At 43.7% G+C, this 19,832-nt stretch carries 22 protein-coding genes; 8 read left to right on the top strand and 14 right to left on the bottom strand.

What is annotated here, in order from left to right; translation table 11 throughout:
• Positions 1-69 precede the first annotated feature (69 nt).
• The 6 genes from KS2013_RS04555 to KS2013_RS04530 all read left to right on the top strand — a co-directional run bounded on the left by KS2013_RS04555 (position 70) and on the right by KS2013_RS04530 (position 4,049).
• Positions 70-1,812, top strand: a complete 1,743-nt coding sequence (locus tag KS2013_RS04555; RefSeq protein ID WP_068990384.1) for a dipeptidyl-peptidase 3 family protein — start codon at positions 70-72, stop codon at positions 1,810-1,812.
• A gap of 119 nt (positions 1,813-1,931) precedes the next feature.
• Positions 1,932-2,324, top strand: coding sequence for a sulfurtransferase complex subunit TusD (tusD, locus tag KS2013_RS04550; protein ID WP_083217784.1), 393 nt, complete (start codon positions 1,932-1,934; stop codon positions 2,322-2,324).
• A gap of 18 nt (positions 2,325-2,342) precedes the next feature.
• Positions 2,343-2,699 carry a sulfurtransferase complex subunit TusC gene (gene tusC, locus KS2013_RS04545; RefSeq protein WP_068990380.1) on the top strand — a complete coding sequence of 119 codons (357 nt, stop codon included), beginning with the start codon at positions 2,343-2,345 and terminating at the stop codon, positions 2,697-2,699.
• Between the two features lie 7 nt (positions 2,700-2,706).
• Positions 2,707-2,964 carry a sulfurtransferase complex subunit TusB gene (gene tusB, locus KS2013_RS04540; protein ID WP_068990377.1) on the top strand — a complete coding sequence of 86 codons (258 nt, stop codon included), beginning with the start codon at positions 2,707-2,709 and terminating at the stop codon, positions 2,962-2,964.
• A complete protein-coding gene (locus tag KS2013_RS04535; protein WP_068990374.1) occupies positions 2,961-3,287 on the top strand; it encodes a TusE/DsrC/DsvC family sulfur relay protein in 327 nt (108 codons plus the stop codon). Before tusB ends, KS2013_RS04535 begins: the two co-directional genes overlap by 4 nt.
• Positions 3,288-3,395: 108 nt before the next feature.
• Positions 3,396-4,049 (top strand): MlaC/ttg2D family ABC transporter substrate-binding protein, encoded by a 654-nt coding sequence (locus tag KS2013_RS04530; RefSeq protein WP_068990371.1) that lies wholly within the window; start codon positions 3,396-3,398, stop codon positions 4,047-4,049.
• Positions 4,050-4,097: 48 nt separating this feature from the next.
• Here the strand turns inward: KS2013_RS04530 and KS2013_RS04525 are convergent, their stop codons facing one another.
• From KS2013_RS04525 to KS2013_RS04465, 13 genes are all read right to left on the bottom strand, one after another.
• Positions 4,098-4,571, bottom strand: coding sequence for a peroxiredoxin (locus tag KS2013_RS04525; protein WP_068990368.1), 474 nt, complete (start codon positions 4,569-4,571; stop codon positions 4,098-4,100).
• Positions 4,572-4,598: 27 nt separating this feature from the next.
• Entirely contained in the window at positions 4,599-4,778 is a 180-nt protein-coding gene (locus tag KS2013_RS04520; RefSeq protein ID WP_068990363.1) for a PspC domain-containing protein, read from the bottom strand.
• Positions 4,779-5,000: 222 nt separating this feature from the next.
• Positions 5,001-5,417: an alternative ribosome rescue aminoacyl-tRNA hydrolase ArfB gene (gene arfB, locus KS2013_RS04515; protein WP_068990360.1), complete on the bottom strand. Its 417-nt coding sequence runs from the start codon at positions 5,415-5,417 to the stop codon at positions 5,001-5,003.
• 9 nt (positions 5,418-5,426) lie between these two features.
• A complete protein-coding gene (gene trhO, locus KS2013_RS04510; RefSeq protein ID WP_068990357.1) occupies positions 5,427-6,449 on the bottom strand; it encodes an oxygen-dependent tRNA uridine(34) hydroxylase TrhO in 1,023 nt (340 codons plus the stop codon).
• 155 nt (positions 6,450-6,604) lie between these two features.
• Positions 6,605-7,294: a M48 family metallopeptidase gene (locus tag KS2013_RS04505; RefSeq protein WP_068990353.1), complete on the bottom strand. Its 690-nt coding sequence runs from the start codon at positions 7,292-7,294 to the stop codon at positions 6,605-6,607.
• The gene (locus KS2013_RS04500) at positions 7,295-7,594 is read right to left on the bottom strand and encodes a GIY-YIG nuclease family protein (protein WP_068990350.1); all 300 of its coding nucleotides are present in this window, start codon (positions 7,592-7,594) and stop codon (positions 7,295-7,297) included.
• Positions 7,595-7,621: 27 nt separating this feature from the next.
• A complete protein-coding gene (locus KS2013_RS04495; RefSeq protein WP_068990346.1) occupies positions 7,622-8,149 on the bottom strand; it encodes a C40 family peptidase in 528 nt (175 codons plus the stop codon).
• A gap of 81 nt (positions 8,150-8,230) precedes the next feature.
• Positions 8,231-9,217, bottom strand: coding sequence for a serine/threonine protein kinase (locus KS2013_RS04490; RefSeq protein WP_068990343.1), 987 nt, complete (start codon positions 9,215-9,217; stop codon positions 8,231-8,233).
• A 9-nt stretch (positions 9,218-9,226) separates the two neighbouring features.
• Positions 9,227-10,798, bottom strand: a complete 1,572-nt coding sequence (locus KS2013_RS04485; protein WP_068990340.1) for a SulP family inorganic anion transporter — start codon at positions 10,796-10,798, stop codon at positions 9,227-9,229.
• Positions 10,799-10,914: 116 nt separating this feature from the next.
• Entirely contained in the window at positions 10,915-11,502 is a 588-nt protein-coding gene (locus KS2013_RS04480) for a DUF502 domain-containing protein (RefSeq protein ID WP_068990337.1), read from the bottom strand.
• Between the two features lie 11 nt (positions 11,503-11,513).
• Positions 11,514-11,957: an SRPBCC family protein gene (locus tag KS2013_RS04475; protein ID WP_068990334.1), complete on the bottom strand. Its 444-nt coding sequence runs from the start codon at positions 11,955-11,957 to the stop codon at positions 11,514-11,516.
• An 82-nt stretch (positions 11,958-12,039) separates the two neighbouring features.
• Positions 12,040-13,209 carry a GNAT family N-acetyltransferase gene (locus KS2013_RS04470; protein WP_083217783.1) on the bottom strand — a complete coding sequence of 390 codons (1,170 nt, stop codon included), beginning with the start codon at positions 13,207-13,209 and terminating at the stop codon, positions 12,040-12,042.
• Positions 13,210-13,696: 487 nt separating this feature from the next.
• Positions 13,697-15,916 carry a M3 family metallopeptidase gene (locus tag KS2013_RS04465; RefSeq protein WP_068994396.1) on the bottom strand — a complete coding sequence of 740 codons (2,220 nt, stop codon included), beginning with the start codon at positions 15,914-15,916 and terminating at the stop codon, positions 13,697-13,699.
• A gap of 303 nt (positions 15,917-16,219) precedes the next feature.
• Between KS2013_RS04465 and KS2013_RS04460 the strand changes: the two genes are divergently transcribed.
• Positions 16,220-16,756 (top strand): hypothetical protein, encoded by a 537-nt coding sequence (locus tag KS2013_RS04460; protein WP_068990331.1) that lies wholly within the window; start codon positions 16,220-16,222, stop codon positions 16,754-16,756.
• A 5-nt stretch (positions 16,757-16,761) separates the two neighbouring features.
• On the opposite strand, the gene KS2013_RS04455 is transcribed toward KS2013_RS04460, so the two are convergent.
• Entirely contained in the window at positions 16,762-17,916 is a 1,155-nt protein-coding gene (locus tag KS2013_RS04455) for an alpha/beta hydrolase (RefSeq protein WP_068990327.1), read from the bottom strand.
• A 179-nt stretch (positions 17,917-18,095) separates the two neighbouring features.
• On the opposite strand from KS2013_RS04455, the gene ggt reads away from it, so the two are divergent.
• Positions 18,096-19,820 carry a gamma-glutamyltransferase gene (ggt, locus tag KS2013_RS04450; RefSeq protein ID WP_156768964.1) on the top strand — a complete coding sequence of 575 codons (1,725 nt, stop codon included), beginning with the start codon at positions 18,096-18,098 and terminating at the stop codon, positions 19,818-19,820.
• Positions 19,821-19,832 lie beyond the last annotated feature (12 nt).

Below are 19,832 nucleotides of genomic sequence, written 5' to 3'. Positions count from 1 at the left end.
TAGTAGCATTGCTACACTCAGCGGATATAACAACATCAACTGGTTAACTATCAGTAACAGGAAAAGTATATGAAATTATTTACACAAAAATCCACGCTTTGTGCTATCAGCTTATCAGTGTTGTTAGCTCTTGGCGGCTGTTCAGAACAGCAGGAAACTACATCCAAAGAAGAAGTTTCAGAGCAAAAAGTTGAGCAAGTCGAGGCAGAGACTACTAAAGAACAGACTGAAACACAGCAAGAACAAACAACAGAAGGCTCTTCTGAATATTCCCGTTTCGATATTTATGCCCCATTTACTCTCACCAGCGATTTGAGCCACCTGTCTGATAACCAGAAGCAGATGATTGGCCTATTGATAGAGACTGGTAAAATTATGGATAACCTGTTCTGGTACCAGTCTTATGGTGATAAAGAAGAACTGCTGTCATCCATAGAAGACCCTAAAGTGAAAAAATTTGCTGAGATAAACTATGGCCCATGGGATCGTCTGGATGGTAACGAGCCATTTATTGACTCCTACGACCAAAAGCCTAAGGGCGCTCAATTCTATCCGGAAGATATGACGGTAGCAGAGTTCGAGGCTTGGGATCAGGAAGGAAAAAAAGGCTTATATTCTTTCGTCGAGAGAAATGAAGAAGGCAACCTGACCTTAGTGCCCTACTCTGTAAAGTTCAAACAGCAACTAACTCAAGCCAGTGATTTATTAAAGCAGGCAGCGGAACTGGCTGAAAATGAGGACTTTAAGAATTACCTACAGCTTAGAGCTGACGCCCTGGTTACTGACAACTATCAGCCATCTGACTTTGCCTGGATGGATATGAAAAACAACCCAGTTGAGGTCGTTGTTGGCCCTATTGAAACTTATGAAGATCAGCTGTTTGGCTATAGAGCTTCATTTTCTACTTATGTCCTGATTAAAGATTTAGAATGGAGCGAGCGTTTATCAAAATTCGCCGCATTCCTTCCTGAACTGCAAAAAGGCCTACCAGTAGAAGACAAATATAAGCAGGAAATGCCCGGCACGGACAGTGATCTCAATGCCTATGACGTTGTATTCTATGCCGGCGATAGTAATGCGGGCTCGAAAACAATTGCTATCAACTTACCAAATGATGAAAAAGTTCAGCTAGCCAAGGGTACTCGCCGTCTACAGCTTAAAAACGCAATGCGCGCAAAATTCGATAAGATTCTTGTGCCAATTGCAGAAGAGCTTATCGCTGAAGATCAGCGTCAACACATTACTTTTGATGCGTTCTTTGCTAACACCATGTTCCACGAAGTCGCTCATGGTCTGGGCATCAAAAACACCATCAATAATAAAGGCACTGTCCGCAGCGCATTAAAAGAGACAGCTTCTGCTCTGGAAGAAGGTAAAGCTGATATTCTAGGCCTTTATATGGTCAGCAAGCTGTATGACAAAGGTGAGATTGCCGATGGCGAGCTGATGGATAATTACGTGACCTTCCTCGCTGGAATCTTCCGCTCGGTCCGCTTCGGAGCCAGCAGTGCTCACGGCAAAGCAAACATGGTTCGCTTTAACTATTTCAAGGATAAAGGTGCATTTGAGCGTAACCCTGAGACGGGAGAGTATCGTGTTAACTTCAATAAAATGACGCAGGCAATGAATGACCTGTCTGAAAAAATTCTGGTTATCCAAGGTAATGGTGACTATGAAGCAGGTAAAGCGCTACTAAATAACCAGGGTGTTATCAGTGAGCAACTAGCCAAAGATTTACAGCTATTAGAACAAAAGCAGATCCCTGTAGACGTTGTTTTCAATCAAGGAAAGGACATCTTGGGAATAAAATAATATGCATACAGCCACTTAGTATCCAGCTAAGTGGCTTCCCTCCTCTGCTTAACTAACAATTTCAGCCATTTTCCTTTAAAATAGCCCCAACTCATAAGTTGGTTCCAGGAGCTTAGCCAGTGGCTATCTTTTCATTATTAATCACTGCAAACCCATTTTCGTCTCAAGGTCAATACAGCGCACTTCAGTTCGCAAAAACCTTATTAGAACAAGGGCATGAGATAAAAAGAGTTTTTTTCTATGGCGATGGGGTTTTGGTAGCAAGTAGGCTGAACTGCCCTCCTTCTGATGAAATAAATTTAACTAAGTCTTGGGCTAAATTAGCCATACAAAACGACTTTGAGTTAACCGTGTGTGTTACAGCGGCATTAAAAAGAGGTATCACCAATGCTACAGAGGCTGAGCGTAATGCTCTAACCGGTGATAATGTAGACCCAGCTTATGAAATCAGCGGCCTTGGTCAGCTCACAGAGGCCATGCTTGAAAGTGATCGGTTAATAACCTTTGGCTAATCGCAGAAAGGGTACGGAATGAAGCGTTTAAGTGTTATCTTTAACAAGGCTCCTTACGGCTCACAAGCTGGCCGTGAGTTATTGGACATCGCGCTGATGGCAGCGGCCTTTGATATGGAAATTAGCGCAATTTTTATTGAGGACGGTATTAGGCAACTCCTGAACAACCAGCAGCCCGATATACTTCACATGAAAAGCCATAGCCCAACATTTAAAGCGATGGAGCTCTATGGGATAGAAACAGTCTTAATCGACAGAGACGATCTTCTAAAGCAAAACATTGCTCAAGAGCAATTGCTAGAAGTAGCTAAAATTACGTCTGGTGATGTTATCAAAGGCCATATTGCCGGTTCAGACTTTGTCTTTATGCTTTAGGTGGATCATGAAATCACTTTTTATTTTAAATAACCCCAAAAAACTTGAGCAATGTCTGTCAGCAATGTCGGAAGAAGATCATATATTACTTATAGAAGACGCAGTTTCACTATGTTTAAGAGAATCCTCACAAAGTGGATTCGTACTGGAAGAAGATCTGATATCCAGAGGCTACGTTAATTCGTCTTCTAATTGGAAGACCATCGACTATCCAAAGTTTGTAGAGCTTACTCTAGAATTTGATAAAGCAGTGACCTGGCTATGAAGATAGATTTAGCATCACTTCCAAGAGACAAAGAAGGATACCTTACCGACTCTAGCGTGTGGAACGAAGACATAGCTACGGCCATAAGCGAAGAAGAAGGTATAGAGCTGAATGAGGACCACTGGCAGGTTATTTGGTATGTCAGACGGTTTTATGAAGAATTTAATACCAGTCCATCGATAAGGCCTCTAGTCAAATATCTGGCTAAAGAATGGTCCAGCGATAAGGGCAACAGCATCTACCTGCACCTGCTATTTCCTGACGGTCCGGCTAAGCAGGCAACAAAAATCGCCGGGCTACCCAAACCCGCTCGTTGTATCTAATATCTTGTTACGAAGTTATCATTAAGCCAGCGTTAAGTTAGATTGTTTAGGATAACAAGCGAGGGTAAAATACAGTGTAACAACAGCTCCTTATTTTGAGAGGAAAACATGAAGAATATTATGCCTAAGGCATTGATAACATTAACATTACTGGTTTTGAGCTTTAAAAGCATGGCTTTTGCTGATCCTAAATTACACTTAGAAGAAGTGACAAAAAAGATCAGTCAGGAGATTATGCAGAATAAAGAGAAAATAAAAACTGATGCCGAGTACGCCAAAGGACTGATAAAAACCTACCTGCTTCCAGAGGTAGACAGTGAGTATATGGCTAAGCGAATTTTGGGCAAAACCTACTGGATGGAAGCCACAGAAGAGCAACGTAAGAAGTTTATCGATGAGTTCATCGGTTTACTTTTAAACAGCTATGCAAAAGGCCTTGCAAACTATGACGGTCAGCCTATTACCTATGATGACACGCAATACTCAAGAAGCGGTAATTTAGCGAATGTGCGCTCAACTATCATTCCGAATGAGGGTGAGCCTATTTTGATAGACTATCGTCTGAAGGTTCAACCAGACGAGAGCTGGCTGGTGACCGATGTGATTATTGAGGGCGTTAGTATGGCTAAAAGCTATGCGACCCAATATCGCGAACAAATTGCTAAAATCGGTTTAGAAGAAACGCTAAAACGACTGGAAGCTGAGAATGAAAGAGCGAAAAATGCTACGGAAATCAGCGATCTGAAAGAACAGCAAACATAGTTTGTGACAAGAAATAAAAAAAAGCCGCCGCAAAGGCGGCTTTTTTATTTACAGCTTACTTAGGATATTCTCCGCAGAGCTTTTTTCAAAACCCTTTTCATCGATTTCAAGCTCAGTTACCTTGCCATCTTCTGCAACCAGAGCAAAACGTTTGGAGCGAACACCCATACCAAAACCAGTAGCATCCATCTCTAAGCCAAGCGCTTCGGAGAAGTCAGCATTACCATCGGCCACCATCATAATGTTGTCTGCATTTTGAGACTTTCCCCAAGCGTCCATTACGAAAGCATCATTAACCGCCATACAGGCAACAGTATCCACACCTTTTTCTTTTAATTTGTCATAATTCACGACGAACCCTGGCAGATGAGCAGCCGAGCAAGTCGGTGTAAAAGCACCAGGAACAGCAAACATCACGACCTTCTTATCAGCGAAGATTTCATCGGTCTGAATATCCTTTGGACCATCGTCAGTCATAACTTTAACCGTCACGTTTGGAAGTTTATCTCCAACTTTTATCATGTCATTTTCTCCTATCATTTCGAACCGTTATTCTTCGGGCATTACAATCCAGAGTATAATATAGACAATCACACCGGCAAACGCGGTAAAAATGGTCAGAAGTGTATACAGTATGCGTGTCATTGTGACATCCCAACCGAGCCACTTTGCAATACCGCCGCAAACTCCAGCTATTACCCTGTCGCGTGAACGTTTTAGTTGTGCCATAACTGAACTCCTTTATATTAATACTCCTTAATCACTATAGCGCTCGCTATTATTGATTCAAGGAAATTATTTTAAGTTTGTGTAACGATTTGATTCAGATAGTAAAAGCTGGAGGCAGGGAACCTCCAGCAGGGTTAAAAACATTAATGCGCAAACATTAACGAAATCAATATAAATACTTCTTATAAAGTATGATGTGAACTGTCTCTAGGTTTATAGAAACTAGTAATCCACTTTTCCTCGTAAGGATTTTTTCTGGGCATTTTGTTTCTTCTTTTCCAGCCTTCTGCGTTTAGCTGCTTTTGAAGGCTTTGTGGGAATGCGCTTTTTTGGGGCTTTTAAGCAACGTTGAATGGCATTTTTTAAGCGTTTCAGGGCATCGTCTCGGTTGCGATCCTGTGTTCTGAAGCTTTGAGCTTTAATGATTAAGACACCATCTGAAGTGATTCGCGAGTCGTTGCTATCAAGAAGGCGTTGCTTAACGTCTTTAGGCAAAGAAGAATGGGGAATATCGAAACGTAGATGTATCGCTGAGGCCACCTTGTTAACATTCTGACCACCCGCACCTTGAGCACGGATGGCCTGAAGCTCTATTTCATAATCGCCCAGCGAAATATTTTTACTTATAAAAAGAGACATAGCGTCTAGCTATTCACCCTTCATCTGTGTTTGCGCAGCCTGCTGTTGCTTAGCCTGCTTTTTCCATTGGCGGCGCTTAGCAATTGACGTAATAACGTCTGAACCGATGTGCTTTTCTCCCCGAGCTTTTGCCAATTGAACCTGCCTTTCACGTTCGATATAGCGCTGACGTTGCTCTGGAGTCTGGCTGTCATAACAATGCGGACAACTCACACCCTTCTCATATTTTTCATGCTGCATTTCTTCTTCTGTAATCGGCATGCGGCATGCATGACACTGGTCGTATTGACCTTTTTGAAGATCGTGATCGACCGCTACCCGGTTATCAAAAACAAAACACTCGCCTTCCCAAAGGGTTTCCTCTTTATCAACTTCTTCAAGATACTTCAGAATTCCGCCTTCAAGGTGGAACACATTTTCAAAACCCTGTTCTTTCAGGTAAGCAGTCGATTTTTCACAACGAATACCCCCGGTACAGAACATGGCCACTTTCTTATGTTTTTCCGGATCAAGGTTTTCTTTTACATAGTCCGGAAACTCACGGAAAGTTTCTGTTTTAGGATTTACCGCGCCTTTGAATGTACCGATCCCAACTTCGTAGTCATTACGAGTATCAATCAAAAGTACCTCTGGATCAGAAATGAGCTCATTCCAGTCTTTTGGCTTAACGTAGGTTCCCACGACTTCTTTTGGATTAATACCCTCAACGCCCATGGTTACAATTTCTTTCTTCAGTTTTACTTTCGTGCGGTAAAACGGCATTGATTCATCGAAGGATTCCTTGTAGTCAAGCTCAGCTAAACGCTCGTCACTTTTAAGCCACGCCAGCAGGTTATCAATACCTTCTCTGGTACCGGCAACCGTGCCGTTGATACCTTCTTTAGCGAGTAAAAGAGTGCCTTTGACATCATTTTCGAGCATGACATCTAATAAAGGCTGACGAATATTTTCAAAATCTTCGAGAGTTACAAACTTGTAAAGTGCGCAGACTACAATAGGCTTTGCAGCTGCATTTGGAGCAGATGTAGACATAGTATATTTTCCTCAGCTGGCTGGAACGTAAATCCAGTGCAAATTTCGGACGTGATTGTAATAAAAAATTAAGCCTTTGTGTAGTACAGCTGACCAATTATTGTACAAAAATAAAAACTCAGGCCTCGCTTCGCAGCATTAATAAAGTAACTACTCTAATACCAAACGCTGTGCCCATGTTGCTTTAACCAATCTTCCGCACGTAAATAATCAGGGCAATTCAATTCTACCTGCTTCCAGAAGCGTTTTGAGTGATTGAGATGCTTCAAGTGTGTAAGCTCGTGAATAATCAGATATTCGATCACATACATAGGTGTCAGTAATATCAATTGATTCAACTGCACTATTCCCTGACGGGTACAGTGCCCCCACTGTGTTTTGGTTTTACGAAAACGAACACCTTTGAGTTTTGAGGAAAAACCCAACCTGGCAGCGATTTTTTCTACCCTCTCAGGCAACCACTCCTTAGCTTGCGACAGTAGCCATCGATCAAGTTGCTTCTTTACAGTTTCGTACGTCGGCTCCCTATTGGTAATGACTAACTTATCATTGTCTAAAGAGATTCGATTTGCCCCCTTTTCTATAACCAGACGGTGAGTCTTGCCTATAAAGCTAATAATCTCACCGGTTTGAAGCTTTAATCGATCTGCTTGCTTATCTGCTTGTTCTAAAAGTTTGCGCGCTATCCATTTCGCCTTTTGGTAAACAAAACCCTCAATCCAATCATCAGGAGCACCCTGTGGGGCCCTAACTTTTACTTTCTGGTGATGCACTTCAATAGATAAGGTCCGCCTGTTACTGCGAATCACTTCATAATCAAATGCTGGGCTGGTTTCGCTTATCATTTATGCAGTATCGGCAATTTCGTGGATCACTAACTGTCCTGAAGCCAGTAATTTTTTCTGGCTGGCCGTTAGTTTTTTTACTTTAATCTCGGCCTTAAGTGCCAACGACTTGTTCTTAAAAGACGTATGATAAATCATCGTCACAGGTTGGCGCCCCCGGAGATATTTAGCACATCGAGGGCCATTTGACTGATGTTCCTCAAAGCGTCTCTCCAGATTATTTGTAATACCAGTGTACAACGTCCCGTCTTTGCATCTAAGGATATACAGATGCCAGGTAGCCAATTCTTCTTCTGTCATACAGCTCCAAATTATTTCTCGGTCGGTCTAGTTGTCACTGTAAAGACGCCCAGCCCGAATAAAACGTGGTTTAAAATAAAGGTTCGCCATTGACGTGACACGAACTTTCTTGCCGCTGGATGGTGCATGAACAAACTGTCCTTGTCCAATATAAATTCCAACATGAGAAGGACTTCCATTTATTCTATAAAACAACAAATCACCCGGCTGCAAATCACTCATACTAACATTTTCTGAAGCGGCTAACTGAGCATAGGAGACACGAGGGATCTTTTCTCCGACTTTTAAATGCGAATAATAAACCAGACCACTGCAGTCGAAGCCTTCATCGGGGTTACTACCACCGTAACGATAACTGACTCCAACCATGGCCTGAGCAATTTGTGCAATAGTAAGCCCTTTATCGCTGCCTCTGGGAGCCTCTGTGCTGCTTCGATGCGGAGCGCTACCTGATTGCGATGATGAGCGAGGGGTACTGGCGCAACTGGTTATCAACACTGCGAGGAGGATGACTGCTAATAATTGCTGTATGTTAACTATGGCTACTCTGTTCATCTGATTAGACTAGCACGGGAAAACTGAATTTACACTAAACGGCAGTCGGGACGTTCCTAACTTCACCGAGAAAATTGATTTTTAATAATGAGGCAAGGTCAGAGGGGCTTCCTGTAACTCTGCAAATTGAACCCGTAAATCAAGAATTTGCTCCTGCCAGTACTGTACACTGCCGAAATATGGAAAAGCATGTTTAAAAGCGGGGTCATGCCAGCGACGAGCCAGCCAGGCACTATGATAAACCATTCTAAGTGTGCGCAGGCACTCAATAAGCTGAAGCTCGCTTACGTCAAAGTCACAGAACTCCTGATAGCCCTCTATAATCTCCATCAGTTGCTTTTGCTGCTGATCTCGCTCACCCGATAGTAGCATCCAAATGTCCTGAATCGCAGGAGCCATCCTTGAGTCGTCCAGATCGACAAAGTGAGGGTTGTCATCACGCCATAAAATATTACCAACATGACAGTCACCGTGAACGCGAATAGCTCGCTTGCTACCCGCCTTCTGCCATAGGTCGTCTACGAGTGCCATAAGATCTCGAGCAAGTGACTCATATGGCATACGAACCTCGTCCGGCAATGAATTCTCGATGATATAGTCGATGCTATCATGCCCGAAGGTTTGAGGTGTTAGCGCGGGCCTTTCAGAATAGTCTTTAGCCTGCCCCACTCTATGAATTCGGCCCAGAAAACGGCCCAATGTAAAAAGGTTATCCAAGTTATCCAGTTCGGGGGCATGGCCGCCCTTTCTTTCAAAAAGTGCACAATAAAAGCCTTTATACTCAAAAAGACTTTCCCCTTTTGTAATCATTGGTGCTACTACTGGAAGCTCCTGCTCGACCAGTTCAAAACAGAACTCATGCTCTTCAAGTATCTGTGCCCGGCTCCAGCGGTTTGGACGGTAGAACTTTGCTATTAGAGGAGCACCCTCCTCTATACCAATCTGCAAAACTCTATTTTCATAACTATTGAGGGCAAGGACTCGCCCATCAGAATAGAACCCTCTCGACTCGATAGCGTCCAGGATAAAGTCTGGTGTTAATCCAGCAAAAGGGTTCTCGCCATTCATATGTGTTAATTAACCACCAAGTTCATCATCGGCAACAAAGTAGCGAGGATCTTCTGTAGCATTCTTTTCTACCAGGTTACCGGCTTTTTTAAGAAGCTTAATACAGTCTGGGCTTAGGTGCAGCAGGTGTAACTTTTTGCCTGCTCGCTCGTAGCGCATGGCTAACGAATCGATAACCTCAATACCTGAATGATCCCAAACACGAGATTCGGCGAAATCAATGTAGACTTCATCCAGGTCATTACGTGCTGAGAACTGCTCTGCAAAGTGAGTAGTCGACCCGAAAAATAGTGGCCCACGAACGGTATAGAATGCTTTGCCATCTTTCTCACTACGACGAACTCGCACACGTTTCGCACTGGTCCAGGCGAAAACAAGAGCCGACAGTATAACACCCACGAAAACGGCCATTGCAAGATCGGTTACCACCGTTACAACTGAAACAACTACCAGAACAAAGGCATCGTGACGTGGTACTTTACGCATAATACGGAAACTGGCCCACTCGAAGGTACCAATAACCACAATAAACATGACACCGACCAGCGCAGCTACAGGGATCTGTTCAATCCACTGTGATGCAAATAAGATAAACATCAACAGGAATATTGCCGCGGCAATCCCAGACAGTCTTCCACGACCACCGGAGTTAACGTTAATCAAACTTTGGCCAATCATGGCACAACCACCCATACCACCGAAGAAGCCGGTTGCTGTGTTAGCCAGGCCCTGAGCAAAGCACTCGCGATTACCTTGTCCGCGTGTTTCAGTTACCTCATCAATCAGGCGTAAGGTTAACAAAGACTCAATCAAACCAATGGCCGCTAACACTACGGCGTAAGGCAAGATGATTTGCAAAGTTTCCAGATTTAGCGGAACCATAGGAATATGGAACTCAGGGAAACCACCACCGATACTAGCAATATCACCGACGGTTGTAGTATTTAAGTTAAACCCTAATACCAGACCAGAAACTACCAGGATAGCTGCCAACGAGGCGGGAATTGCTTTTGTCAGCTTCGGCAGTACATAAATGATAAACATGGTCAGCAGAACTAAACCAATCATCATGTAAAGCTCAGTACCTTGTAACCAGGCAACATCGATACTGGAACCTTCTAAGAAAGTCCCTTCCAGCCAGCCCGTTGCATTCTCGTCCTGAACGCCGAACTGTTTTAGTTGCGCCAGGAAAATAACAATTGCCAGACCGTTTACAAAGCCCAGCATGACCGGGTGTGGCACCATTCGGATCAGCTTACCCAGCTTCATCCAACCAGCCAACATCTGAATTATCCCCATCAATACAACGGTCGCGAATAAATATTCAACGCCATGATCCGCCACTAAAGCGACCATGACCACAGCCAATGCACCAGTAGCACCAGATATCATGCCTGGTCTGCCGCCGAAAACAGACGTTATCAAACCAACCATAAAGGCCGCATACAAACCAACTAACGGGTCAACCCCTGCTACAAATGCAAAAGCCACTGCTTCTGGCACCAGAGCCAAAGCTACTGTCAAACCCGATAGTAAATCATTCTTAAGACTCGAGGTCTTATTTACTATCAAATCAATCATCTTTTTACCTAAAAACGGAGTTTAGTCCCCAGAACGGGAAGATTAGACCTGATGGTCTAAGAGAGCCGCGCATTCTACAGATGACGGCCCTCCTTATCAAATCTGTTTTATCCCTACTATTCTTCTAATGGGCGCTTTTCACTGCCCATAGCCGCTGTTAAGACCTTTTTCATCGCTTTACTTGGAGGTATGTCCAGCTCTTTGACTTTATCCTTCGGCATAAATAGCGTAAATCCACCGATTTGATAGCTCATGGGGATATATACCGCAATCAAATCTGAGCGCTCTCCAAGTTCTAGATTTTGACTGGTGACAAAGCCAATGACCTCGGCTCCTTCCTGAACCTCTACTAACACGGTTTTTTGCAACTCCTCTTTTTCTGAGGCAGTCACAAACCGCACCATATCATTCAATGCATTATGCACCGCCCTGACCACCGGGATTCTTTCCATGAGTTTATTCAGGCCTCTTATGATCAGGCGACCCAGATATAACTTAATGAACAGCCCCAAAGCAAAAATTAATACAATGCCTAATATCAGGCCAAGTCCGGGCCAGTACATGTCTTCTGGCATAAACAACAATAATAGTTGGCTCAGATAATTTTCCAGAGTGGTTACCAGCCAGACAATAATAGCGATGGTTAATACGATTGGCAGGATAGCGAATAACCCCTGCAAAAATATTTTACTGATATTCTTCATATGTCTCTTAGTTATGATGGTGTATTTTCAGCGAAATCTTTAAAACGCTGCATATAGTTCATAGTCTGTTTCGGAAAAGCCTTTTTCATAAAGAAACCCATCAGCTTCATCCCAATACTGGTGAATTTAAATTGATTCTTGGTCATCCAGTGAGTCTGATCAGCACCGACCGCCTTAAAGTGATTTTCAACTCGATTAACCACGCCATCTGTCTCATACCTGGTAATAAGTAAATCAGGCAAGTCATGGGATTCTATCGTCTCTATCATTTCACATTCTTTCTTTCCCATCAGATACACGATCTTTGACTTCTGTCCCGCCGTTCTCTCTTTCCCGCCAATATGTTCAAAGGACACCAGCTCTGGCTGCCATTTTTTCAAATTTGCAGGGTCATCCATTAGTTTAACCACTTCCGCCAGTGGCTTGTTGATAATGATATCCAGCTGGTATTCCATAAAGACTTCCTATGTACTGATAATAAATATGCTTTACAGTCTATAACGCAGTTTACTGCTTTCCCAGTGAATTTTTCTGTTGTCACTGAGCTTTATAGGGCGAATGCTGGAGGTATTGCTCATACCTTAGCTCAAGCCATTCCGCCTCCTGGCTAATGGCTTTAGCAATAGCGGCTCGAAACTGGGGCTGTTCAATATAGTGGAAAGAGCGGGTCCAGGCAGGCGTAAAGCCACGAGCCAGTTTATGTTCACCTTGCGCTCCCGGTTCAAATACACTTAAGCCATGCTCTATTGCGTACTCAATCCCGCGATAATAACAGGTTTCAAAGTGCAGAAATTCGACTTCCTCGAAACACCCCCAGTAACGTCCGTACAACGCAGTATCAGACTTCATGAAAAACGCTCCCGCCACAGGCTCCCCCTTGAGCCTTGCCAATAACAACAGCGTCTGATCAGGCAAAGCGTTAGCACAGCATTCGAAGAAACCTTGAGACAATTGAGCCCAGCCCCCCTTTTTATCAAAGGTATTGCGATACATTCGATAGAATAACTGCCAATCGTCACTGCTTGCGGTGTGACCGTCTAACCAAACAAAGTCCCAGTCAGAATAATTATCGGAGCCAGTGCCAAAGGCTCGTCTTTCACGCAAAATATTTTTTCGCTTTTTGGCTTTGAGACAAGTTAGGAATTCCTCGAAACTTTCATATCGATTATTATGCCAATGAAACTGAATATCAGAGCGCTGCAATAACCTTTCATCAGTAAAAACACTGTCATCACTGTCACAGGTAAAGTTGATATGCCAGCTACTCAGATGGTTTTGCTGAGTCCACTGGATGGCAGCTTCGATCAGGGGCACTTGCTGCTCTGGCTTCAAGTGAGTAATAACTCGAGGGCCGGTCACCGGCGTCATCGGAACGGCTGATAATGCCTTTGGATAATACTTTTGGCCATTACGCTCGTATGCCTCCGCCCAGGTCCAGTCAAAGACATATTCACCATATGAGTGCCCTTTAATATAATTAGGAATAATTGCGATGAGCTCCCCTGCCTTATAAAAGGCGAGATGACAGCTTTGCCAACCATTTTCAGCAGATACGGAGCCAGAGTCTTCCAGTGCTTTTAGAAATTCGTACTGAATGAAAGGGTTTGTTGCTTCTGATGGTTTTGCAGGGTTCAATAAGTGTCGCCAATCATCAGCAGAAATGTCACTGATGGATAAAACGGGCTTTAATGTAATGGTCTCAGACAAGACAGATACTTAGTCACTGTGGATTAACCTGATTGTAACCAACAATGACTCATATAATAAAGCCCGAACGGGGGTAAACGTTCGGGCTTCGATAGGTATATTTGGGGTAATAAACCTAAACTAACAAGTACTTTTAAATGAAACTAGAATAATGCAACAACAAGTGCTGACAGTACGACTACCGCAATAACAGCTACTAATGTGCTCTCGATATATTCGCTCATCACCTTCTCGACCGTAAGTGTTTGCTACAGGACGAATTATAAGCACTTTAGATTACAGTTTTAAGACATTTTCATAGGATATTTTTTAAGCTTTCGGATTAGTTTTATTTATAGAATGCAGGTATGCAATGGATAGTAGCGAAACATCGTGAGAAAGCTCACAAAAACAGAAGGGCCACTCGAAGAGTGACCCTTTTTTGATGCAAAAGCGACTTGAAAAAGACGCTTTGATTTTTCTAGTTTAACCTGAAAATTCTCTTGATTTACTCAACATCATCTTCATCAACTAAACCACGGCTGATCATTAAGAACTTAGGATCAGCTTCTTTACCACGGAATTTTTTGTAAAGCTCTATCGGATCTTGCGTGCCACCTTTAGATAAAATGAACTCGACAAACTTATCCGCGGTTTCCTTATCAAAAATTCCATTCTCGCGGAACGCCTGATAAGCATCTGCAGCGAAAATTTCAGACCAGATGTAGCTGTAGTAGCCGGCGGAATAACCACCGCTGGCACTTGAGAAAATGTGGTTAAAGTAAGTTGAACGGTAGCGAGGAGCAATCTCAGGGATAAGCCCTAACTCGTCCAGCGTAGCTTTCTCAAACGCGTTAGCCTCTTTCAACTCTTTACCATCAAGCGTATGCCAGGCCATATCCAGCAATGCAGCAGCCATATACTCGGTCGTAGCAAAGCCCTGGTTAAACTTAGAAGCCGCCTGGATTTTATCAATCATCTCCTGAGGGATAACTTCACCAGTCTTATAGTGCTTAGCAAATTTGGCCAGGACTTCTGGCTCTAGCATCCAGTTTTCCAAAACCTGTGACGGGAACTCAACGAAATCACGAGGTACAGAGGTCCCTGTCTGTGATGGGTAAACACCATCAGACAGTAAACCATGAGCAGCATGTCCAAATTCGTGGAACAAAGTGCTGGCCTGATCAAACGTCAATAAAGTTGGCTCATCGCCCACTGGACGAGGATAGTTCAATACGTTAACGATAACTGGCTTAACGTACTTACCGTCCTTAGTGACAAACTGCTTACGGTAAGAGTTCATCCAGGCACCACCACGCTTACCATCACGTACATAATGGTCCGTCAGGTAGATACCGATTAACTCGCCATCGTTATCAGTGACTTCGAAAGTACGAACATCTTCATGGTATTTCGGTAGATCAAAGCGCTCTTTGAAATTCATGCCGAACAGCTTGTTTGCTGTGTAGAATACGCCCTGTAATGTGCTTTCAAGTGAGAAGTAAGGCTTTACCGCCGCTTCGTCGAGAGAGTATTTCTCATTACGAATCTTCTCAGCGTAATGACGCCAGTCAGAAGCCTGTAGGTCAAAGTCACCACCTTCTTTGTCGATCATTTCCTGCATTAAAGCGCGTTCAGCTTTAGCTTGCTCCAAGGCAGCCGGCCATACCTGATTCAGTAAGTTATAGACGTTCTCAGCATTTTGCGCAGTACGCTCTTCAAGAACGAAATCTGCATGCGTGTCATAACCTAGCAATTGAGCTTTCTTGGCTCGTAGCTGAGATAGCTTTGCAGCATTTACTTTGTTGTCATGCTCATTATTGTTGTCACCGCGATGCGTGTATGCGTAGTACATTTTTTCACGTAGCTCACGGTTTGTAGAGTACATCAAGAAAGGTGTTTTACTTGGGCGGTGAGTAGTGAATACCCATTTGCCTTCGTAGCCACGCTTCTCAGCTGTATCTGCAGCAGCGTCAATCAAGCCTTGCGGCAAGCCAGCCAGATCTTCTTCGTTATCGATAACCAATTCCCAGCTATTGGTTTCTGCCAGAACATTCTCTGCAAAAGCCAGTGCCAGATCAGTCATTTCTTTATTCAAATCACGTAACTGCTGTTTTTCTTCATCGTTTAGCTTAGCACCGCCGCGAACAAACGATTTGTATGCTTCTTCCAGAAGACGCATCTGATCTTCACGTAAACCCAGATCGTTACGCTTTTCGTAGACGGCTTCAACGCGTTTGAACAAATCAGCATTCAAATTCATATCATCTCGGAAAGATGAAAGTTTTGGGCCAATTTCTTTTTGGATTTTTTGTAATTCCGGGTTGGTATTAGCAGAAGTCAGGTTATAGAACACACTGGATACTTTAGTCAGCAAGCTTCCGCTATACTCCAAAGCCTCGATAGTGTTCTCAAACGTTGGTTCTTCTGGGTTCTTAATTATACTGTCTATTTCCGCCCGGGCTTCAGCTATCGCTTTATCGTAAGCCGGAGCATAGTGCTCATCCTTAATTTTATCGAATGGTGGCATACCATACGGTGTATCCCAATCCTGGAAGAACGGGTTGCTGCTTTCAACATCACTGCTTTCTTCAGTTTTTGCAACCTCTGCGCTTTCAGTTTCCGTAGCTTGGACTTCAGTCACCTGTGTCTCTTTATCGCTACTATCATTACAGCCAACGGCTAAAAGTGCCGATACAAGAGCTGCCCCTAAAGTTAGTTTCTTCATATAGTTACCTATTTTGTTAATCATCAAGGCTCGCAACTGATCTTTTATACGTGGTCTGTCCTAAATAGGCAAGGAGTAGCAAAAAGAGGTAGTCAGGAAAATGTAACAAAATTCAACAAAGAATTGAGGCAGACAGGTTAACCACTGATGTGGTCAATCAGGCCTGATGACAACTAGCAAGGTCATAAACTACCTACGAATTAGAGCTATAACTTGTCTATCTTAAGCGACCGAAATTCACAGATTTTCATTAAGGCTTCTGCTATAGTTAAGGTGTCTATATGACAAATACAGGAGGTTCGTATGTCACGTTTACTCTATGAGGCCGATCATTTGGCCGAGTTGGAAAACACCTACGAAGATCTTCGAGTTTCAGGTGTCTCCGACGATCATCTGCATGTCATCGCAAAGAAACAGGGACGAGTCCTTCGTCGCGGTTTAAACGCAGCTAATAACTGGTACAAGACAGATATTTTAAATGGTGCCAGTAAAGGAGCTATTATTGGTTTTCTGGTTTCTATTGCTATGGTCATTGTCTTCTATGCGACAGATGCCTTCAGTGGCAGTTATGGCATCTTTGGCGTATTGGCTACTTTAGCGGTATTCACTGGCTTTGGCACCTGGCTTGGTGGCTTTATTGGCCTTCAATCCAGAAATCACGCTCTGAAAGAGTTTTATCACTTAGTCGATGAAGGTAAGTATTTATTGTTAATTGATTTAACTCTAGCCGAAGAGTCCGATATTAAAGAGTTAATGAGCAGCCGTCACCCAGAGCTGACTTTATTAAGCGATCATGCAGAAACCACAATTCCTATGAAAATCATGCAACGAATGCACTGATAGTTTCAGTTTGTGGTTTGGGTACGGTAGAGCGACATTCGCCCTACCGATGGTGTTTTTTGTCCAACATAATCTTTATTTGGGATGATAGCTGTTGTTGTGTGCCTGATAATCCAGGTAAGGTAAAACGTTTTGGCGTTAAAAGCCTTTTCAAAGAAGCGCCTGACCGTTTTATTACGACTCACCGTATCACCGTCAAAGTATGAATGACTACGATTTACTGCCTTACAGTTGGTAAAGTCTATATACAGCGCATTCTTCGCATTCAAAGAACGCAAATAGTGACCCAGCCTCGCCTTTTGCTCTTCGCCCGGCTTCCTGCGAGACCATGACAAAGCATAATCGTCCGCATTAATGGTAATAAAGACCGACTTCCTACAGCGAAGAGTTTCGACCCATTCCTCATGAGACTCATTATTAGTGTCAGCCGCCACCAGCACGATATTATCAAACACTAACTGTCTTGCTTCGGACAATGAACTCTTAAGCGCATGCTTAAGGACATAGTTTCCCATACTGTGACACAGCATATTTACTGAGACATTACAGTAGCGCTCAAACAATAACGACAAATGCTCACGTTGCTTGGTAGGATTATCAGGGTACTTAGCCGCTGCTCTATGCTCTAAACGATTCCGAGTGGAGCGTGTTAGCATCCGGTGGTATTTCCCTACAATATCCACGACCCTGTTCAAGGCATCGTCGGATGTTCTGGCATCACGCTTGTCCGCCAGATACGACAGTGTGCCGGATAAGGCTCCCCCGCCATTTGCAGGCCTTGTAAAGGGAACCACTATGACGTCATATAAAGTTTCCAGCTCACTGGCTGTCTGGTAGATATCCCTTACATCATTATTGTAGCCATGAACGTAAAGGAGGACGCTTTTGCACTGCTCTTTGGCTTGACGAAAAACATCGCAGGCAACCCTGAGACTGGCATAGTGCGGCTCAGACTCGTCAATATCCAGTTTAAATTCGTCCTTTAATGCACGAACCTCATCAATTGAGAGCTGATCTTGTAGTAGTTCGATAGTGGGGCTTCGGTTTCCGGTTATTTTAACCGCCGATAATTCGTTAGGACCTTTTTTATTGGGATGCTTTGTTAGCTTTTCAAACCCTTCAAGACTAGGGTCAAAGGCACGGTTAGTAATAAAATACATTTTATCATCCTTAATATTACAGCGCTTTTTTAATTATTATGCGCCTGCTGAAGCGAAAAAAATGCGATGCTTTTCCCATCAATATAATGCAAAAATGCATCTTAACCCTTGAGCTGTCCTTTGAACTTGTCACCCGTAGGGTTTATTATCGAGAAGTCTTTTAAATAATGGGGAGTCCGATGAAGATAAAAAACGTTCTTACAACGCTACTCGTTAGCGCTAGCTTTATTCCGCTATCCAACGCAGCTGACCGTGTGACGGGAGAAATGCACGCAACACGTTCAGAAGTAATCGCACCCAATGCTATGGCTGCAACCAGCCAGCCTCTTGCTACCCAGGTCGCACTAGATATCATGAAAAATGGTGGTAATGCCATTGATGCCGCTATCGGTGCAAATGCAGCCCTTGGTCTGATGGAGCCTACCGGAAGCGGTATCGGCGGCGACTTGTATGCGATAATCTGGCATGAAAAAACGCAACGCCTCTATGGTTTGAATGCTTCTGGACGCTCTCCCAAAGGCCTGACCTACGATAAATTAAAGCAAGAGCTGGATAAGTTAGATCGAGATACCTTGCCTCCCTATGGCATGTTACCCATTTCAGTGCCCGGTGCGGTAGATGGCTGGTTTGAGTTACACCGCAAGTTCGGCGAAATGCCCATGGACAAAGTATTGCAACCAGCGATTGATTATGCTGAAAACGGATTCCCAGTTTCAGAACTTATTGCCTATTACTGGAACTTAAGCGTTCCAAGACTGAGTCCTCAACCAGGCTCATTCAGCGAGACCTTCACCATCGATGGGAAAGCCCCGCGAGAAGGACAAATGTTCAAAAATCCAGAGTTAGCTAACACCTACAAACTTCTTGCACGTGATGGTCGATACGCATTTTATCAGGGTGAAATAGCAAAAAAGATTGATGCCTTTATGAAAGAAAATGGCGGTTATCTGCGCTATGAGGACTTGAAGGATCATGAATCAAACTGGGTTGAGCCACTTGGCGTTGAATATAAAGGCCACACACTGTGGGAGTTACCGCCCAACGGTCAAGGCATTGCCGCCCTACAAATTCTTCAGATCTTAAAAAACTTTGATTTAGCAGAAATGGGATATAACTCAACAGAAAGCCTGCATACGCAAATTGAAGCAAAGAAACTCGCCTTTGAAGACCGAGCAAAATTTTATGCTGATCTGGACTTTGGTAAACAACCAATCGATGAATTAATTTCAGAAGAGTATGGCAAGAAAAGAGCTGGTCTGATAAAAAATAGAGCAGCTCGAACCGTTCAGGCGGGTAACCCTAACTTGACGGAAGGCGATACGATTTATTTAACCACCGCAGATCAGGAAGGTAACATGGTTTCCCTGATACAAAGTAATTATCGCGGTATGGGGTCAGGTGTCGTAGTTCCGGGACTGGGGTTTGTTTTCCAGGATCGCGGACAGCTATTCTCTATGGATAAATCTCACGCTAACGTGTATGAACCTGGTAAGCGTCCCTTCCACACGATTATTCCTGCATTCGTTACAAAAGATGGAAAGCCTCATATGAGCTTTGGTGTTATGGGCGGTGCGATGCAGCCACAGGGCCACGTACAGATTCTTGTTAATATGTCGGATTATGGCATGAACCTGCAGGAAGCTGGAGATGCCACTCGCTGGCAGCACATGGGTTCAACCGAACCAACGGAAAGTCAGGCAAAATATTTAACTGATGGTGGCTATGTAGAAATAGAGTCTGGGGTATCCTCTCAAGTACTAAGAGAGCTTGAGCAAAAGGGACACGACGTCAGAACTGGTAGAGGTGGATTTGGCGGCTACCAAGCGATACTTAGGGATCATGAGGAAGGCGTCTATCGTGGGGCCTCAGAGTCACGTAAAGATGGACAAGCCGCAGGCTTCTAAATACGAAATTAA

It is taken from the genome of Kangiella sediminilitoris, from assembly GCF_001708405.1.
Classification (GTDB): Bacteria; Pseudomonadota; Gammaproteobacteria; order Enterobacterales; family Kangiellaceae; genus Kangiella; species Kangiella sediminilitoris.
The sequence above is the reverse complement of the archived record's forward strand: the minus strand, read 5'-3'. Positions and strand labels throughout refer to the sequence as shown.